At 64.4% G+C, this 14305-nt stretch carries 15 protein-coding genes; 8 read left to right on the top strand and 7 right to left on the bottom strand.

Annotated elements, in window-relative coordinates; genetic code table 11:
• Window positions 1–2: 2 nt before the first annotated feature.
• The 5 genes from mnmG to HMP06_RS13315 all read left to right on the top strand — a co-directional run bounded on the left by mnmG (window position 3) and on the right by HMP06_RS13315 (window position 4833).
• Window positions 3–1844: a tRNA uridine-5-carboxymethylaminomethyl(34) synthesis enzyme MnmG gene (gene mnmG / locus HMP06_RS13335; RefSeq protein ID WP_176497514.1), complete on the top strand. Its 1842-nt coding sequence runs from the start codon at window positions 3–5 to the stop codon at window positions 1842–1844.
• The gene (gene rsmG, locus HMP06_RS13330) at window positions 1841–2464 is read left to right on the top strand and encodes a 16S rRNA (guanine(527)-N(7))-methyltransferase RsmG (RefSeq protein ID WP_176497513.1); all 624 of its coding nucleotides are present in this window, start codon (window positions 1841–1843) and stop codon (window positions 2462–2464) included. The genes mnmG and rsmG overlap by 4 nt, the downstream gene beginning before the upstream one ends.
• Window positions 2461–3249: a ParA family protein gene (locus tag HMP06_RS13325; protein WP_176497512.1), complete on the top strand. Its 789-nt coding sequence runs from the start codon at window positions 2461–2463 to the stop codon at window positions 3247–3249. Before rsmG ends, HMP06_RS13325 begins: the two co-directional genes overlap by 4 nt.
• Before the next feature lie 116 nt (window positions 3250–3365).
• On the top strand, window positions 3366–4196 hold the full coding sequence (locus HMP06_RS13320) for a ParB/RepB/Spo0J family partition protein (protein WP_176498543.1): 831 nt from the start codon (window positions 3366–3368) through the stop codon (window positions 4194–4196).
• Between the two features lie 109 nt (window positions 4197–4305).
• Complete coding sequence (locus HMP06_RS13315) at window positions 4306–4833, top strand: DUF2199 domain-containing protein (protein WP_176497511.1); 528 nt, start codon at window positions 4306–4308, stop codon at window positions 4831–4833.
• A gap of 169 nt (window positions 4834–5002) precedes the next feature.
• On the opposite strand, the gene HMP06_RS13310 is transcribed toward HMP06_RS13315, so the two are convergent.
• From HMP06_RS13310 to HMP06_RS13295, 4 genes are read right to left on the bottom strand one after another with little or no spacing between them, the layout of a single operon-like run.
• Complete coding sequence (locus HMP06_RS13310; RefSeq protein WP_176497510.1) at window positions 5003–6019, bottom strand: DNA polymerase III subunit delta; 1017 nt, start codon at window positions 6017–6019, stop codon at window positions 5003–5005.
• Between the two features lie 49 nt (window positions 6020–6068).
• Window positions 6069–6566, bottom strand: a complete 498-nt coding sequence (gene lptE / locus HMP06_RS13305; protein ID WP_176497509.1) for an LPS assembly lipoprotein LptE — start codon at window positions 6564–6566, stop codon at window positions 6069–6071.
• Window positions 6563–9115 (bottom strand): leucine--tRNA ligase, encoded by a 2553-nt coding sequence (leuS, locus tag HMP06_RS13300; RefSeq protein ID WP_176497508.1) that lies wholly within the window; start codon window positions 9113–9115, stop codon window positions 6563–6565. Before leuS ends, lptE begins: the two co-directional genes overlap by 4 nt.
• Window positions 9116–9127: 12 nt before the next feature.
• Window positions 9128–9589, bottom strand: coding sequence for a DUF3576 domain-containing protein (locus HMP06_RS13295; RefSeq protein WP_176497507.1), 462 nt, complete (start codon window positions 9587–9589; stop codon window positions 9128–9130).
• A 328-nt stretch (window positions 9590–9917) separates the two neighbouring features.
• On the opposite strand from HMP06_RS13295, the gene HMP06_RS13290 reads away from it, so the two are divergent.
• Complete coding sequence (locus tag HMP06_RS13290; RefSeq protein ID WP_332103002.1) at window positions 9918–10544, top strand: hypothetical protein; 627 nt, start codon at window positions 9918–9920, stop codon at window positions 10542–10544.
• Here HMP06_RS13290 and HMP06_RS13285 read toward each other — a convergent pair.
• A complete protein-coding gene (locus HMP06_RS13285; RefSeq protein ID WP_232089679.1) occupies window positions 10541–11044 on the bottom strand; it encodes a thiamine phosphate synthase in 504 nt (167 codons plus the stop codon). The genes HMP06_RS13290 and HMP06_RS13285 overlap by 4 nt on opposite strands.
• Window positions 11045–11066: 22 nt before the next feature.
• Here HMP06_RS13285 and HMP06_RS13280 point away from each other — a divergent pair, with 22 nt between their 5' ends.
• On the top strand, window positions 11067–11735 hold the full coding sequence (locus HMP06_RS13280) for a YggS family pyridoxal phosphate-dependent enzyme (RefSeq protein WP_176497506.1): 669 nt from the start codon (window positions 11067–11069) through the stop codon (window positions 11733–11735).
• Window positions 11732–12394 carry an HAD family hydrolase gene (locus tag HMP06_RS13275; protein WP_176497505.1) on the top strand — a complete coding sequence of 221 codons (663 nt, stop codon included), beginning with the start codon at window positions 11732–11734 and terminating at the stop codon, window positions 12392–12394. Before HMP06_RS13280 ends, HMP06_RS13275 begins: the two co-directional genes overlap by 4 nt.
• Here HMP06_RS13275 and ribA read toward each other — a convergent pair.
• The gene (gene ribA, locus HMP06_RS13270; protein ID WP_232089677.1) at window positions 12391–13464 is read right to left on the bottom strand and encodes a GTP cyclohydrolase II; all 1074 of its coding nucleotides are present in this window, start codon (window positions 13462–13464) and stop codon (window positions 12391–12393) included. The two genes, HMP06_RS13275 and ribA, sit on opposite strands and share 4 nt — an antisense overlap.
• Window positions 13461–14255 carry an exodeoxyribonuclease III gene (locus HMP06_RS13265; RefSeq protein ID WP_176498540.1) on the bottom strand — a complete coding sequence of 265 codons (795 nt, stop codon included), beginning with the start codon at window positions 14253–14255 and terminating at the stop codon, window positions 13461–13463. The genes ribA and HMP06_RS13265 overlap by 4 nt, the downstream gene beginning before the upstream one ends.
• Between the last annotated feature and the right edge of the window lie 50 nt (window positions 14256–14305).

Genomic DNA, 14305 nt, shown 5'->3' with positions numbered 1-14305 from the left:
TGATGGATACATTCGACGTCATCGTCGTCGGCGGCGGACACGCCGGGACCGAGGCGGCTGCTGCGGCAGCGAGATGTGGCGCGCGTACTGCGCTTGTGAGTTTCGACGCGAGCAAGATCGGCGCGATGTCGTGTAACCCTGCGATTGGTGGCCTCGGCAAGGGGCATCTGGTGCGCGAGATCGACGCTTTCGACGGCTTGATCGCGCGCGCCACCGATGCCGCCGGCATCCATTATCGCATGCTCAACCGCAGCAAGGGCACGGCGGTGCAAGGTCCGCGAGTCCAGGCCGACCGCAAGCGCTATGCCGCCGCGATCCAGGATATGCTTGCCGCGCAGCGCGACCTGCACATCATCGTCGGCGAAGTTGCCGCGCTCGCGCTCGACGGCACGATTGTGCAGGGTGTGCGGCTGTCGGATGGAACCGTCGTTTCGGCACCCGCCGTCGTGCTCGCGACCGGAACATTCCTCGGCGCCACCATGTTCTGCGGTGAAGATCGATCGGTCGGTGGACGGATCGGGGAGGCGGCGGCGTCGCTCTTGGCAGCGCAATTGCGGGCCGCGCGATTGCCGATGGCGCGGCTCAAGACAGGAACACCACCCCGGCTCGACGGCCGCACAATCGATTGGGCGGCGCTGGGCGAACAACCGAGTGATGACGAACCGTGGACGATGTCGCCGCTGTCCGCCGGACGCGTTTTGCCGCAATTGCGCTGTGCCATCACCCGAACGACGAGCGCAACGCACGATATCATCCGCAGTGGGCTGGATCGCTCACCGCTCTTTGGTGGGGCGATCGCGGGGCAGGGACCGCGCTACTGTCCGTCGATCGAGGACAAGATCCATCGCTTCGGCGACCGCGATGGGCATCAGATCTTTCTCGAACCCGAAGGATTGGACGACGCGACGGTCTATCCCAACGGCATATCGACGTCATTGCCGGTCGACATTCAAGCGGCGATGATCGCATCGATTCCTGGTCTCGAACAGGCGCGGATCGTCGCGTCGGGATATGCCGTCGAATATGACCATATCGATCCGCGCGCACTGTCGGCGACGCTGGAAGTTCGCGCGATGCCGGGTCTGTTCTGTTGCGGTCAAATCAACGGCACGACCGGCTATGAGGAAGCGGCGGGGCAGGGGCTGATTGCCGGGTTGAACGCTGCGGCAATGGCCTTGGGTTCGCCTTCAGTCATCCTCGATCGCGCGTCGAGCTACCTCGGCGTGATGATTGACGATCTGGTGTTGCAAGGAATTACCGAACCGTATCGCATGTTAACCGCCCGCGCGGAGTATCGATTGCGGCTGCGGTCGGACAATGCCGAGACGCGGCTTTCACCGCTTGCGGCGGAGATCGGATGCCTCTCACCTGCTCGCCTGGCGCGCATTGGTGATCGTGCCGTCGCGCGCGGACGGATCGAGCAGCGGCTGCAGCAACCTGTCGGTGTGGCATCGCTGATGGCGAAAGGGGCGGAGGTTGCTGCCGATCCGCCGGCTCGCACCGCGGCCGAGTGGTTGCGCGTCGCGGGGGTGACGATCGATCAGCTCGCGCCTGACCTTGTTGCCTTTGAAGATCGTTCGTTGCTCGCCGAAATTGCCGAGGATGCGCGCTACGCCCCGTATCTCGCCCGACAGGATGCCGAGATCGCGCAGCAACGGTCGCATGAAGGGATCGGCGTCCCGGTGTCGCTCGATTATGCGACGGTACCGGGGCTCTCTACCGAGATGATCGAGCGCTTGTCTGCTGCGCGACCCGCAAGCCTTGGTGCCGCAGCTCGCGTTCGCGGCGTAACCCCAGCCGCGCTCACGGCGATTCTGTTGCAATTGCGGCGGGTTGCGGCGTGACCGAGGACGATGCCCGCTCCTGGATCGCTTTGCGTCATGGTCCTGTCGGCATCACGGCGATGGAGCGAATTGCGGATCTGGTAGCCGAGGAGAACGCTCGCCAGAATTTGGTCGCACCCTCGACGCTGAGTATGATGTGGACGCGCCACCTCGTCGATTCGGCGCAGCTCCTTCAGTTTGCCGACGCGGATTCCGCGGCGGGGCCTTGGATCGATATCGGGAGTGGCGCGGGATTTCCCGGCCTGGTGATCGCCGCACTCACCCGGCGCACGGTCTATCTGGTGGAGCCGCGCCGCAAACGCGCCGCCTTTCTCGAAGAGGCGGCGGAGAGAGTCGGGGTCGCGGATCGCGTGCGCGTCGTTGCAGCCCCGATTCAGTCGCTGTCGGGGGTCGTAGCGTCGGTGATTTCGGCGCGCGCGGTCGCGCCGCTCACCGATCTCTTCGCGTGGGCCGCGGCGTGCTCTTCGATTCGCACACAATGGATTCTCCCTAAGGGACAAAGCGCGCGCGAAGATGTGGCAACCGCCTGCGAGACATGGCATGGTGTGTTTCACGTGGAACATAGCGTCACAGATGCGAAGTCGCTGATCGTTCTCGCATCAAAGGTAGCGCGTCGATGAACGTGATAGCTGTCGCAAATCAAAAAGGCGGGGTCGGTAAGACGACCACCGCGATCAACGTTGGGACCGCGCTCGCGGCAACCGGATCGCGTGTCCTGCTGCTCGATCTTGATCCCCAGGGAAATGCCTCGACGGGGCTGGGAATTTCGCGCGCGGATCGGCACCACTCAACCTATGACATCCTCATTGGGGAAACCCCGATCGAGGTCGCCGCGATGCCGACTTGCGTTCCCAAGCTTGAGATCGTGCCCGCAACGGTCGATCTGTCGGGGGCGGAGATCGAGCTGGTCGAATATGAAGAGCGCACGCATCGCCTGTCTCGCGCGCTCGCCCGGTCGGACCGGCGCTGGGATGTCGTGCTGATCGATTGTCCGCCGTCGCTCGGTCTTTTGACCCTGAACGCGATGGTCGCGGCCAATTCGCTGCTCGTGCCGCTGCAGTGCGAATTTTTCGCGCTTGAGGGGCTCAGTCAGTTGCTGAGCACGGTCGAGCGCATTCGGGAACGCTTCAACCCCGGCTTGTCGATTCTCGGCGTCGCACTAACAATGTATGATCGCCGCAATCGCCTGACCGACCAAGTGTCGAACGATGTACGCGCGGTGCTGGGCCGCGTGGTGTTCGATACGGTCATCCCCCGTAACGTGCGCTTGTCGGAGGCACCCAGCCACGGTCTGCCGGCGTTGATCTACGATTATCGCTGCCCGGGGTCGGAAGCCTATATCGCCCTGGCGCGGGAGTTGATCGCGCGCCTTCCCAAAACAGATCAACCAGCACGGGCCGCATGACCGATACCCTTCCGCCCGAACAACCCGCCACCTCGGCTGATGCGGGGACGTCGGATACGTCGCCGACCGCCCGTCCAAAGCCTCGCTCGGGGCTTGGCCGGGGACTAAACGCGTTGTTGGGCGATCTCGCGCGGGAGGAGCCGGTCGGTGGCGGCAAGGAAGGTGCGTCGCCCGGTGTGCGCTCGCTTCCGGTCGGGTCGCTCACCCCGCACCCGGGTCAGCCGCGCCGCCATTTCGATGAGGCCGCGCTCGAAGAACTCGCCCAGTCGATCGCGCAGCGCGGCGTACTCCAGCCGATCGTCGTGCGCCCGCACGGAACCGGCTATCAGATTGTCGCAGGTGAGCGCCGCTGGCGCGCCGCGCAGCGCGCACGGTTGCACGAAGTGCCCGTCATCGTGCGCTCTTTCGACGATACCGAGACGCTAGAAGTCGCGCTTGTCGAAAATATCCAGCGGCAGGATCTCAACGCGATCGAAGAGGCCGAAGCCTATCATCGCTTGATCGACGATTTCGGCCATACCCAGGACGCGCTTGGGAAGCTCGTCAACAAGTCGCGCAGCCATATCGCCAACCTGCTGCGCTTGCTGGAACTTCCGCGCAGCGTCCAGGAACGTGTCGTGGCCGGCGCGTTGACGATGGGCCATGCACGCGCCTTGATCGGCGCGCCCGATGTGGAAGGGCTGGCGGATCAGATCGTCGCGCGCGGGCTATCGGTGCGCGATGCCGAACGGCTGGCGCGGGCATCGAAGATCGAGACGAAGAGCGCAAGCGTCGGCGGCAATGGCCGCGATCCCGATCTCGCGGCGCTGGAACATCAGCTTGCCGATCTTCTCGGACTTTCGGTCCGCGTCTCTCACGGTGCCAAGGGCGGGACTGTGACGCTGTCCTATTCCACGCTCGATCAACTCGACATGGTGTGTCAGCGACTGACCGGCGAGCGGATTTAGCGCCGGCGACTTTCAGTAGAGGCAAGTGGCGTGACTTGTCCTAGTCATTAGAGGGAGCGGCGACCGTGTTCGGTTGGGGGAAGAAGCGCGCTTAACCGCCGCGCGGCACTTGCAAACTGCCCGCTGGCGGTGCGATCGCTTCAATGCAGAGCATGGCTGGCCTTTCGATCTGGCAGCGCATGCGCCCGACCCGTGGCGCGGCGCCGCAGATTACGAACACAACGGCGCTTTGCGCTATGATGGCGACTTCCTGTCGGAAGATTTTTGCGTCCTCGATGGCACTTATATCATGGTCCGCGCTGTGCTGCAGATTCCCGTTCGGGATGCTGCGGGGCATTTTGGCTTCGGCTGCTGGTCGCCGCTGTCGCGTGAGAACTTCGATAAATATGTCATGGGCTTCGATAGCGGCATGTATGAGGATATGTGGCCGTGGAGCGGGTGGCTGTGCAATCAACTCGCTGACTTTGTCGGTACCGATCCGCTTGGCGTCTGGGTGCAGCCGCGGCCGAATCGCCAACGGCCCTTATTGTGGGTGACGGATGACGCCCATCCGCTCGCGATCGCACAGGAGGATGGCATTACCGCCGAAAGGATTCTGGAAATCTTCCAATTCTACGGCCAAGGCCCAAAGGCTTAGAGCCGGATGACGTTAGATTGATGCACGCCCTCGATCCGTTCGTGCTGAGCTTGTCGAAGCACCTGTGACACAATCGCGCCGTCGCATGTGGGACCTGCCCTTCGACAGGCTCAGGGCGAACGGGTCATGCTAACGTCATCTTGCTCTAGCGCACCTTAGCCGTGGAGGCCTAGTCGCGCTGCCGCGCGGCCATCCGCGCGACGGCGAGCATCGCGGCATCGGCGAGCACGCCGCCGGCATTGGCGGGCGCCATCGTCGCGCGTTCGGCGCGGCGGACGCGATCGATCGCGTCATTAAGTCTTGGCGCAGACCAGATGCGGAGAGCGCGCGCGGTGATCGCGCGTTCGCGGAAAAAAACGCGCTCCAGCAAAGCGTTGGCATTCGCCCCGCTGTCGATTTCCCCGCGCAATTCGGCTAAGGCCATCAACCGGCGGACCAATTGCCGCAGCAAGGGAATGTGCGAGACGCCCGCGACGCCGAGCTTCGCCAGTTCCTCGCCCAGCCGATCCGGCCCGCCGTCGATCGCCGCGTCGATCGCGCGCGACATCTCCGCATCGCCGAGATCGGCCCCAATCGCATCCAGTGTGGCATCGTCGAGCTCACGCGGTCGCTCGGGCGCGGCGTCGAGGAACAAGGCGATCTTCTCCAGCTCGCGCGTCACCACCGCCCGGTCGCCCGCCGCCGCCGCCGCGATCCGCGCGGCGGTCGCGCCGGTGGTGCGCAGCCCGAATTCGCGCGCGACGCCGGTGGCGATCTTGTCGGCCTCACCGGCATCGGGGACGTAGAAGACGCAGGCGAGGGCATTCGGGTGCGCCGTGGCCAGTTTGACCAGCGCCGAAGTGCCCTTGACGGTCGGCGCGATCAGCACGACCGGATTGCCGGCGCGCGGCGCGGCGAGCAGCATCGTGCACGCCTCGACGCTTTCCTCGCCCGCACCGGTCACGCGGATGTGGCGTTGCGTGCCGAACAGCGACAGCGACGCGGCTTCATCGGCCAGGCGGCCGGGACTGGATTTGAGCAGGGTGGGTTCGAGATCGACGCGCTCGGCCTCCGGCCCCATCGCACGCGCAAGCCGTGTGGCCATCTCGCGCGCGCCGGCTTCGTCGGGACCGTGGAGCAGATAAAGGCGCACATCGCCGCTGACCGTGTCGATCGCGCGGCTTAGTTGGTTGAGATTGGCTTTCACGCGGGCGACCCCCGTTGGATCCCTGGGGGTCGGATTCCTGGGGGTTGGGTCACTGAGGTTCGGGCGCGGTACGCTGCACGTACGTGGCGATCCGCGCGACGATCTGGTCGGCAACGGTGTTCGAAAGCCGTTCGAGCGCGGTGTTTTCTGCCGCGATCGTTGCGTATTCGGACTTCACGACGTCGATCCCGGCGTCCGACCCGGCCGCCGCGTCGAGCAGTACCGATCCGTTCGACAGATCGACCAATTGATAGCGCGCGCGCAGCGTCCGGCGTTCACGCGTGACGCTATTGTCGCGCCGCACGCCGAGGCCCGCGATCTGATCGTCGAGCTTCATTTCGAGACGATAGCGCGGGGTTCCGTCGCTACGCAGCCGGTCGCGCAGCGCATTGGTCATCAGCCAGCCGGCCTTGCCTTGGATCGGTGCGACCTCGACTTGGCTGAGGGTCGAGGCGACCGTGCCCGAGCTGCCGCCCGAATAGAGCGGATGCAGCCCGCATCCCGATAGCGCCAACATCGCGGCGGCAAGACCGGCCAGGCGGCTCATGCGACGAGGTTCACGAGGCGATCGGGCACGACGATGACCTTCCGGGGTGCTTTGCCTTCCAGGATACGCAGGATCTTCTCCGAGGCGAGTGCAGCCGCTTCGACTGTCTCGCGCGACGTGCCCTTTGGCATGACGAGCGTGTCGCGCAATTTGCCGTTGATCTGCACCGCGATCGTCACTTCATCCTCGACCAGCAAGGCGGGGTCGACCTCGGGCCAGGCCGCATCCGCGATCAGCCCGGAATTGCCGGCGGCGGCCCAGGCGTCCTCGGCCAGATGCGGTGCCATCGGTGCGACCAGACGCATCAGCGTGGCGATCGCCGAGTCGCGCGATGCGGACGGCTCGGCACGCTCTATCGCATTGACCAGTTCGTACAGCTTGGCGACTGCCTTGTTGAAGGCAAGTGCTTCAATATCAACGGCAATTCCGGCGATCGTCTGGTGCAGCTTGCGGTCCAGCGCAGCGTTCTGAGTGGCACTTTCGGCACTTTCGGGCGCATCGAACAACCGCCACAGCCGCTGAATGAAGCGCCACGAACCCTCGATCCCCGCCTCGCTCCACGGCAGATCGCGCTCGGGTGGTGAGTCGGACAGCATGAACCAGCGCGTCGCGTCGGCGCCATATTGATCGACGATTCCGGTCGGGTCGACGGTGTTCTTCTTCGACTTCGACATCTTCTCGACGCGGCCGACGGTGACCGCTTTGCCGGTGGCACGCTCGATATAGCCGTCGTCCTGCTTTACGATATCGTCGAGCGACAACCACAGTGGCTTGGTGATCGTATCGACGCCGTCGCTGCCGGTTTCGGTGACCTGGCGGCTATAGGTCTCGTGCGTCACCATGCCTTGCGTGAACAGGCCCGCGAAGGGCTCAGCTACATCAAGCATGCCGATGTGTTTCAGTGCACGGGTCCAGAATCGGGCATAGAGCAAATGCAGGATCGCATGCTCGACCCCGCCGATATATTGCGCGACCGGTAGCCATTTCTCGGCCACTTCGCGGTCGAACGGCTTGTCCTTGGGCTGGCTGGCGAAGCGGATGAAGTACCAGGACGAATCCACGAACGTGTCGAGCGTGTCGGTTTCGCGTCGGGCAGCACCGCCGCAGGACGGGCAGGGGACGTTCTTCCACGTCGGATGGCGGTCGAGCGGATTACCGGGAATGTCGAAGCTGACGTCCTCGGGCAGCACGACCGGCAATTGCTCAGTGGGGACCGGCACAGCACCGCACGCATCGCAATGGATGATCGGGATCGGCGTGCCCCAATAGCGCTGACGGCTGACACCCCAGTCGCGCAGACGAAATACGGTCGATCCGGTGCCCCAGCCTTCGCCCTCGGCACGCTGGATCACGGTGCGCTTGGCATCCTCGACATCCATGCCGTCGAGAAAGTGCGAATTCACCAGCGTGCCGGGGCCGGTATAGGCGGTGTCGCCCGTGAACTGTGGCTCGGTGACGTCGCCATCGGAGACGACTCGCCGCACCGTCAGATCATATTTGCGCGCGAAATCCATGTCGCGCTGGTCGTGTGCGGGCACGCCGAACACCGCGCCGGTCCCATAGTCCATCAGCACGAAATTGGCGATGTACACGGGCAATTGCTGATCCGGGTCAAACGGATGCGTCGCCGTGATCCCGGTGTCGAAGCCGAGTTTCTCCTGCGTATCGAGTTCGGCTGCAGTGGTGCCGCCGCGCTTGCACAGTGCAATGAAGGCGGCGGCGTCCTGATTGCCCGCCGCGAGCGCCTGCGCGATCGGATGGTCTGCCGCGACCGCGACGAAGCTTGCCCCGAAGATCGTATCGGGGCGCGTAGTGAAGACTTCGACCGAACCTCCGTCGGACAGGGCGAAGCGGAATTGCAGCCCCTGGCTGCGCCCAATCCAATTCTCCTGCATCAATTTGACCTTATCGGGCCAATGTTCGAGCCCGCCCAAGCCTTCGAGCAGCTCTTCGGCGAAGTCGGTGATCTTGAGGAACCATTGCGACAGCTTGCGCCGCTCGACCAACGCGCCCGAACGCCAGCCGCGTCCTTCGATGACTTGCTCATTGGCAAGCACCGTCATGTCGACCGGATCCCAATTGACCGAGGATTCCTTGCGGTAGACCAGCCCGTGGCGGAACAGTTCGAGGAACAGTGCCTGTTCGTGCCCGTAATAGTCGGGCTCGCACGTCGCCAGCTCGCGGCTCCAATCGAGCGCGAAGCCGAGGCGCTTCAACTGTGCCTTCATCGTGGCGATGTTGTCCCGCGTCCAGCCGCCGGGATGGACACCTTTCTCCATCGCGGCATTCTCGGCCGGCATGCCGAAGGCGTCCCATCCCATCGGATGCAGCACTTCCATGCCTTGCATACGGCGGAAGCGCGCGAGCACGTCGCCCATCGTATAGTTGCGGACATGGCCCATGTGGATCTTCCCCGACGGATAGGGGAACATCTCGAGCACATAGGAGCGCGGCTTGAGCGAATCGTCGCGCGCGACGAAGGTGGCGCGGTCGTCCCACACCTTTTGCCAAGCCGCGTCCGCCTTCAGCGCGTTGAAGCGTGACGCCATCGGAACGCTGCCTTAGCCGGCGACGGCGGCGCGGCGGAGGTCGCGTGCCTTGGTGAGGATGATATCCTCGAGCTTCTGCACGGTTGCCGCCTGGGTCGGCGCGGCAACCCACTGGCCGCCCTGGTTGATCTGCCGCAGATAGGCGACGCGCAGGCCGTCGGCGCGCAGATCCTGGTCGAGGATCGTCACGGTGACCTTGACGCGCTCGGTCGGCGCGGCGGGGTTGATGTACCAGTCAGTGACGATCACGCCGCCGTTCGAATCGGTCTGCAACAGCGGCATGAAGCTCAGCGTGTCGAGGCTGGCGCGCCACAGATAGGCGTTGACGCCGATCGTCATGACCTTCGACGCGGCGAGATCGGCATTTTTGGGCCGTCCGCCCTTGCTGCACGCCGCGAGCGACAGCGCCGCAAGCGAAACTAGGGCAACGGTGCGGAACACTGGGCGGTTCGCGATGCGGAGACGGCGGATCATCGGATGTTCCTGAACAAAACGGATGCGGGGATAAGGCGGTATCTATAGGATGTCCCGGCTAGGCCGCAAGCGACACATATGGTGCCCGGCGGGGCCGGGCGGGTGTGTCCTTGACGACACTCTTTCGAGAAATTGAGTCAAGAAGGTGGCAGCGCGGAATCGAATCGTGATAAGTGCGTTATAAGGGACTAGTGCTGCGAAGGCACAGTGTTAGGGGTTGCTCGTGTTTTCTGCTCGCTGGATATCCGGGATCGTGTTGGGGTCGCTTGCCGTCCTCGGCGTCGCCGTGGCTCCGGCAATTGGCGCAAACGACGTTCCTATGGCTCGGATGGCACCCCGCGGCAGCGCAGTGTTTGCGCGCGGCGTCGGGTCGTTCACGCCGGCTTCGGCCGATCCCCGTCTGGCTGCGATCTTCGCGCGCGGCGGCCTCGACGCCACCGGTTTCCGCTTCACGCCATCCGAATCGCGACCCACGAACAATAAGGCCGTGGCGATCGCGGTCCGCGCGCGCTCGGCGCGCGGCATCACCGTGGTCGATCGCGCATCGCCGCTACCAGCCTCGACTGTCGCACTGACGCCGATCGCCTATAACCTGGGCGTTGCTGTCGGTTGGAAGCGCTTCGCCGTATCGGGCGACGTTGCGAAGGTCGATCTGGCAGGTTTGCCCGGCTCGCGCGAATCGGCGGATGTCGGCGTCAGCTACACCGGTAAGCGCGTTAGCGGGCGCGTGAACGCATCGGCCGATCGCCCGGTCGGCAACGGACCCAAGTTGATCGAGGATGCACCGGCCTATTCGATCGATGTCGGCGGCTCCTACGCCCTCACGCGCCGTTTCGACGTGACGGCGGGGGTCCGCTACAAAACCGAACGCGACAGGCTCGTCTCGCAAGCGATGACCGATCGCAACGGGCGTGACAGTCGCGCCGTCTATATCGGCACTGCCTTCCGCTTCTAAGTCCGGGTCAGGCCGTCGATCGCGGCCCATCCTGCAAATCCCAACGCGCGCAAGCGCTTGAACCGCGACGCATTCATGCCGCCCAGCGCAATCGCGGGAACTCCCGCGGCGCGCGCGATCATCGCCGCCCGAATGGGGCCCAGCGCGGGGGCACCGGGATGGGTCCGGGTCGGATAGACCGGCGATACCAGCACCAGATCGGCCCCGGCGCGTCGTGCGCTCACCGCCTCGCGCCCCGAGTGCGCTGGGTGAAGGTCTGGAGACTGTCCTTTCACGCCGGCGCGCACGACGATCAGCCGCCGCCGCCGCGCGACCCGGGACAGCCGCGTAAAGATCGCGGTGCGCTCGGCTGGCGGCGTCGCAAAATGCCGGAACACCACCCCGCTGCCGGGGGGCAAGCGCTCCAGCGCGGTCCATAGCGCTGGCCCCATCCGTTCGTCGGTCATCAACCACAGCGTCGGGAACGCTTTTGACGGCAAGCTGGGGTGACGAACGGCCATGGTGCAGCCTATAGCGCTGCCAATGTCTACCGACGACCCCACCTCCCGTCTTGCTGCCGTCACCACGCGAATAGCGCAGGCGGCAGCGCTGGCCGACCGCAAACCCGAGTCCGTCACGTTGATCGCCGTCTCCAAGACGCGCGACGCGGCCGAGATCGAACCGTTGCTCCACGCCGGGCAGCGCGCTTTCGGCGAAAACCGCGTGCAGGAAGCGCAGTCGAAATGGCCCGCGCTGCGCGAGGCCTTTCCAGAACTCGAGCTGCACCTGGTTGGGCAGCTTCAATCGAACAAAGCCGATGATGCCGTCGCATTGTTTGACGCGATCCATTCCGTCGATCGCGCGTCGCTCATCACCGCGCTCGCGCGCGCGATGGACAAATTGGACCGTCGCCCGGCCTGCTTCCTGCAAGTGAATATCGGGGACGAGACGCAGAAGGGTGGGTGTGCGATTGCGGATCTGCCCGCCTTGCTAGCCGAAGCGCGCGTTGCCGATCTGCCCGTCGCTGGACTGATGGCGGTACCGCCTGCCGAAACCGAGGCCGCACCCTATTTTGCGCTCCTCGCCAAGATCGCGCGCGACCATGGGCTCGATGGACTCAGCATGGGTATGTCGGGCGATTATGAAGTCGCGACGATGCTCGGCGCGACGCATGTCCGCGTCGGTACGGCCTTGTTCGGTGCGCGCACATGACGTTCGACGCGTTGATCTTCGATTTCGACGGCGTGCTGATCGAAAGCGAAGCGGTCGGCAACCGTCAGATCGCTGATTATCTCACCAGCATCGGCCATCCGACGAGCGCGGCCGATTCGTTCGCAAATTTTATGGGCCTGTCGGGGCACGCGTTCCTGGGCGCGATCGAACGCTGGATCGGGCGGCCCTTGCCCGATGATTTCCACGTCGCGCGCAAGGCCGAGGACGACCGCATCATGCGCGAGGGCGTCGATGCGGTCGAAGGGGCCGTGCGCTTTGTGTTCGATTTGCCTGGTGATCTGCCCAAGGCGATCGCTTCGTCGAGCTCGACCGCATGGATCACGCGCCACCTCCACCATATCGGCCTGCGCGAGGTGTTCGGCGACCGGATCTTTTCGGGCAAGGAGCATGTCGCGCGGGGTAAGCCCGCGCCCGACATCTACCTCCATGCGGCAGCCGCGCTCGGCGTGCCGATCGAACGGTGCGTGGTCGTGGAGGATTCGCCCGTTGGCGCGACCGGGGCAGTGGCATCGGGCGCGCACGTCGTCGGGTTCGTCGGCGGCTCGCATTGCGGGCCGGACCATGCCGAAAAGCTACGCGCGATCGGTGTTCACAAAATCGCCACCACCTTCGACGAAGTGGCGGCACTGCTCGGCTAAAATTGATGTCCGGTGCGGTCGCGCTTCGTCGCCAGATAGCGAGCGTTGTGGGGATTGGCGGGCAGGATGTGCGGCACGCGCTCGGCCACTGAAATCCCGGCCGCCTCCAGTTGCGCGACCTTTTCCGGATTGTTGGTGAGGAGTCGTACCGATCGCTGGCCGAGCAGTTCCAGCATCCGCGCCGCCACCGCGAAATTGCGCGAATCGACCGCAAAGCCGAGGCGCGTGTTGGCATCGACCGTATCGAACCCCTGATCCTGCAACGCATAAGCGCGCAGCTTGTTGATCAGCCCGATCCCGCGTCCCTCTTGGCGCAGATACAGGATGATTCCCCACCCGCTCGCTTCGACCGCGCGGATCGCAGCGTGCAATTGCGGGCCGCAATCGCATTTCAGACTTCCGAGCACGTCGCCGGTGAGACACTCGCTATGCAAGCGCACCAGCGGCGGGTGACCGTCGGGCGTGCCGATCAGCAAGGCGATATGTTCGCCGGGCATTTCGGGCGTGCGGAACGCCACGATCTCCGCATCTTCGGCGCCCGCGACCGGCAAATGTGCGCGGGTGGCGATGGTCAATCGAGTCGCATCCTCGTGCGCGTCGATGTCCCCGGGCGTCAGCTCGAGCGCGGCCGACAGGCCCGGCTGAACGAAGAAAGCCGGAAGCACGCCACCGATCCGTGCCAGGCGTAGTGCGGACGCGCCTGCTTCATGTTCGGTCAGGCACAGCGCGCGAAACGGACCCTTCATCGGCATGGTCAAATCGAATTGCGGGTCGGACAGCGCCGTCGCCATCGCAAAATCGATCCACGTCGCGCGTTCGATCAGCACCGGCGCGTCGGGCGCCGCAGCGTCGCGCTGGTTGGTGAGTTTTAGCGTTGCTGCGCGCCCGGCCGACAGCAGGAGTGTGGCGTCCCCGACCGGATCGAACGCGGCCAGTCGTTCCGGGTCCGAAGTCTCGATCGGCAGCAAGGCGAGTGTCCCGTCTACGCCTTTGATGGCGACGGGCCAGCCACGCCGCAGCGCATCGATCGCGAGCGCGGTCTTATGCGCCGCAGCGCGATCGCCGTTCAAATCTGGAACTCGGTCATGATCGGCACATGGTCGGAGGGTTTCAGCCAGGAACGGCATTCTTCGAATACATGGTGGCGCGTGGCGGCCGCCGCAATATCGGCGGTTGCCCACATATGATCGAGTCTCCGCCCGCGATCGTTGACGGTCCAATCGGCTGAGCGATAGCTCCACCATGTGTGGAGTCGCGCCGGTTCGGGGAAGAAGTGCCGCCCGAGATCGACCCAGCTGTTCGACGCCTTGAGCCGCGCCATCGACGCGACTTCGATCGGCGTGTGGCTGACCACACCGAGCAATTGCTTATGATTCCATACATCCGATTCGAGCGGTGCGATGTTGAGATCGCCGACCAGCAGCGTCGGGACGTCGAGCGTTTCCGACCAGCGCGTCATCCGATCGAGAAAATCGAGCTTCTGCCCAAATTTCGCATTGGCTTCGCGATCGGGCACATCGCCGCCCGCCGGCACATACACGTTCTCGATTCGCATGCCGTTCGCCAAGCGCACGCCGACATGCCGTGCTTCGCGATTGGCTTGCCAGTCGAGGCGGTCATCCTCGATCAGCGGAATCTTCGATAGGATCGCGACGCCGTGGTGCATTTTTTGTCCGTGCAGGACGATGTGGCGATAGCCGAGCGCCTTGAACGACGCGGTCGGGAAATCCTGATCGATTACCTTGGTTTCCTGCAGGCACAGAATATCGGGGGCAACCTCGCGTAGGAACTTCTCGACAATCTCGATCCGGAAACGGACAGAATTTATGTTCCAGGATACGATCTTGAGCGGCGAAGACATCATGACGCTCTATCGAGCCATGCGGCACGATACCAGCCAGACATGGAAAG

It is taken from the genome of Sphingomonas sp. HMP6 (assembly GCF_013374095.1).
Lineage (GTDB): Bacteria > Pseudomonadota > Alphaproteobacteria > Sphingomonadales > Sphingomonadaceae > Sphingomonas.
Note: the sequence above shows the minus strand (reverse complement) of the source record. Positions and strands in the feature narration are given on the sequence as shown.